Raw genomic sequence first — 3,060 nt, 5'->3', positions numbered from 1 at the left:
TCCCAGCTTCAACCCCTTGCGAAGCCGCCGCCCTCTGAGGGAACCCCGGACCGTCGAGGGAACCCGCGCCGGTGGGCTCCCTCGACGGTCCGGGGTTCCCTCAGAGGGCGGCGGCTTCGCAAGGGGTTGAAGCTGGGAGCCGCAGACGATGGACTGGAGGCACGACGGCGCGGCTCCACTGCGCCCTCGCCCCGACGAAAGGACGTACTCGCTCATGAGCGACGACACCGCAACGGTCCCCACGATCACCCTGAACAACGGCGTGGAGATCCCGCAGCTGGGCTTCGGCGTGTTCCAGATCGACCCGGCCGAGACCAAGGACGCGACCCTGGCGGCCCTCGAGGTCGGCTACCGCCACATCGACACCGCCGAGATGTACGGCAACGAGGCGGGGGTCGGCGAGGCCGTCCGCGCCTCCGGCCTCGACCGCTCCGAGGTCTTCGTGACCAGCAAGCTCAACAACGGCTTCCACGCCCGCGAGGACGCTCTCGCCGCGATCGACGTCACCCTCGGCGAGCTGCAGTTCGACTACGTCGACCTCTTCCTCATCCACTGGCCGCTCCCGAACGTGGGCGACTACCTGGAGACCTGGAAGGCGATGGAGGAGATCTACCGCAGCGGCAAGGCGAAGGCGATCGGCGTCTCCAACTTCCAGACGAACCACCTCAACCGGCTCCGCGCCGAGGCGACCATCGTCCCGGCCGTGAACCAGATCGAGGTGCACCCCTACCTCGTGCAGCAGGAGCTCCGCGCCTACGGCACCGAGCACGGCATCGCGACCGAGGCCTGGTCGCCGATCGCGCAGGGACTCGTCCTCGACGACGACACCATCACCCGCATCGCGCGCAACGTCGACCGCAGCCCGGCGCAGGTCGTCCTCCGCTGGCACATCCAGCGCGGCGACATCGTCTTCCCGAAGTCGGTCACCCGCAAGCGCGTGGAGGAGAACTTCGCCCTCTTCGACTTCGAGCTCGACGACGAGGCGATGACCGACATCACGGCGCTCGACCGCGGCCACCGCACCGGCCCCGACCCCGACACCTTCAACTACATCCCGAGCTGATCCTCGGCCCCACGGAGTGCGCCCGGCCCGCAGGCATCCTGCGGACCGGGCGCGCTCGTGCGTGGGGCTGCGGGCCGAGCCGTGCACGAACGGCGCGGGGCCAGCGGGTCAGGCCTGCTGCGAGTCGCGCCAGGAGTGCTCGGGGGCGTAGCCGAGGACCTCGCGGGCGTGGTCGATCGAGAGCAGGGTGTCGGTGGTCCCGAGGTCGCCGCGCAGCTCGACGCCGGGGAACACCTCGGCCACCAGCTCGGCGTTGGGGCGCGTCATCACGGTGTCGGCCGCGGCGATGATGAAGCGGTCGAACCCGGTCGTCTCGGCGAGCAGCGCCTTCTCGACGGCCTGTGCCCCGTCGCGTCCGTCGATGTAGCCCCAGAGGTTCCACTTGCGCAGCAGCGCGTCGGAGTCGAACGACGGGAACTCGGCGTAGTCGGCCTCGTCCATGACGTTCGAGAAGCGCAGCCCCGTGATCTTCAGGTCAGGGTGCCAGCGGCACAGCTCGATCGCCATCTGCTCCTCGAGGTGCTTGGTGAGCGAGTAGACCGACTCCGGGCGCGCCGGGTACTGCTCGTCGACCGGGATGTAGGGCGGCGGGACGTCGAAGGGCAGGCCCAGCACCGTCTCGCTGGAGGCGTAGACGACGTTGCGGATGCCGGCCCGGATCGCTCCGTGGAACGCGTTGAACGTCGCGATCATGTTGTTGTGGAACGTGGCGACGTCGGGCACGAGGCCCGGCGCGGGGATCGCGGCGAGGTGCACGAGCGCGTCGATCCCGTCGTACTGGTCGTTCACCGACTGCAGCGCGTCCACGACCTGGCCGTAGTCGGCGATGTCGATGCGGACGAAGCCCGCGCCGCGGTCCCCCGCCCGGTCCAGGTTGAAGACCTCGTGCCCGGAGGCGCGGAGGCGGGTGACGACGTGGCGGCCGAGCTTGCCGGATCCACCGGTGACTGCGATTCTCATGCTCGAACGCTAACGGGCCCGCGGCGGGACGGCGAGGGGTGGCGGATCAGCCGCGCGAGTGGAGCGAGATCGCGCCGCCGACCTCGGGCGTCGTCTCGTCGGCGACGAGCTCGGTCCAGCGGCGGAGCACGGCGGCGCCGGCCGCGTCGTTCACGGCTCCGTCGACGACGAGGACCGGGTAGGGCTTCTCGGGCACGCCCTCGGCGGGCCGCACGTCGACGTGGGCGACGTCGTAGGCGTGCTCGAACAGCCAGTCGGCCATCGCGTAGTCGCTCCGGGAGTCGCCGACCGTGCGCCAGCGCTGCGGGATCGCGCCGGTCGCTCCGAGCAGCTCCACGGCGCGCTGGGCGCCGAGGTCCTTGCCGAGCCGGTTCGATTCGATGTCGGTCGAGATGACGGTCGGGTCGATGCGGAAGTCGACCGTCCCCTCCTCGTTCGGGTACCGGATGCCGCGGCGCTCGACTCCCAGGCCCGCGGCGGTCATGATCTGCAGGGCGTCGGCGTCGAAGACGAGCTGGCGCTCGAGGTAGTCCTCGCTCGGCAGGTCGACCAGCTGCTCGGCGGAGACCATGGCGCGCTTGGTCTCGTCGAAGAAGACCAGGTCGTCGTAGTCGGAGCGGATCATCCGCTCGAGGTCGCGGGCCACCGGCTCGGGGATCGCGAGCGACTCGTCGACGATCGGCTCCGAGGTGCCGCGGTAGTCGACGGTGAACCAGACGGCGCCCTTCTCGCAGACGCACACGATGCGCGCCTCGGCCGAGACGCCGCGCTCGAGGAGCGCGGGCAGGACCCGCTCGCGCAGGAACGCGTCGGAGCGGCCCGTGTTGAACACGATCGGGATGCCGGCGTTGGCCAGGGCGACGAGGTCGTCGGCGATCTCGGGGATCGAGATCGTGCGCGTGACGGGGCTCGCGATGGGCCCGTCGACGTCGAGGAGCAGGCCGAGCGGAGGGGGTGTGGAGGTCATCGCGTCCCATTCTGCCGTGCCGGGGCCGCCCGCCGGGAGCCCGGGAGCCTGGGCGAGATGCCACTTCGGT

The 3,060-nt window shown here is 70.7% G+C and carries 3 protein-coding genes; 1 reads left to right on the top strand and 2 read right to left on the bottom strand.

All coding sequences use genetic code 11. The features are described 5' to 3' along the window. Nucleotides 1–214 precede the first annotated feature (214 nt). Entirely contained in the window at nucleotides 215–1,063 is an 849-nt protein-coding gene (locus C5D44_RS17425; protein WP_104248244.1) for an aldo/keto reductase, read from the top strand. A 108-nt stretch (nucleotides 1,064–1,171) separates the two neighbouring features. Here C5D44_RS17425 and C5D44_RS17420 read toward each other — a convergent pair whose 3' ends face one another. Both C5D44_RS17420 and C5D44_RS17415 read right to left on the bottom strand, forming a co-directional pair. Then, entirely contained in the window at nucleotides 1,172–2,023 is an 852-nt protein-coding gene (locus tag C5D44_RS17420) for an NAD(P)-dependent oxidoreductase (protein ID WP_104276745.1), read from the bottom strand. Between the two features lie 46 nt (nucleotides 2,024–2,069). Then, nucleotides 2,070–2,990 (bottom strand): hypothetical protein, encoded by a 921-nt coding sequence (locus tag C5D44_RS17415; protein ID WP_104276746.1) that lies wholly within the window; start codon nucleotides 2,988–2,990, stop codon nucleotides 2,070–2,072. Between the last annotated feature and the right edge of the window lie 70 nt (nucleotides 2,991–3,060).

Origin of the sequence: Rathayibacter sp. AY1B5, from assembly GCF_002932795.1 — a bacterium.
In the GTDB taxonomy this organism is placed as follows: domain Bacteria; phylum Actinomycetota; class Actinomycetes; order Actinomycetales; family Microbacteriaceae; genus Rathayibacter.
The sequence above is the reverse complement of the archived record's forward strand: the minus strand, read 5'-3'. Positions and strand labels throughout refer to the sequence as shown.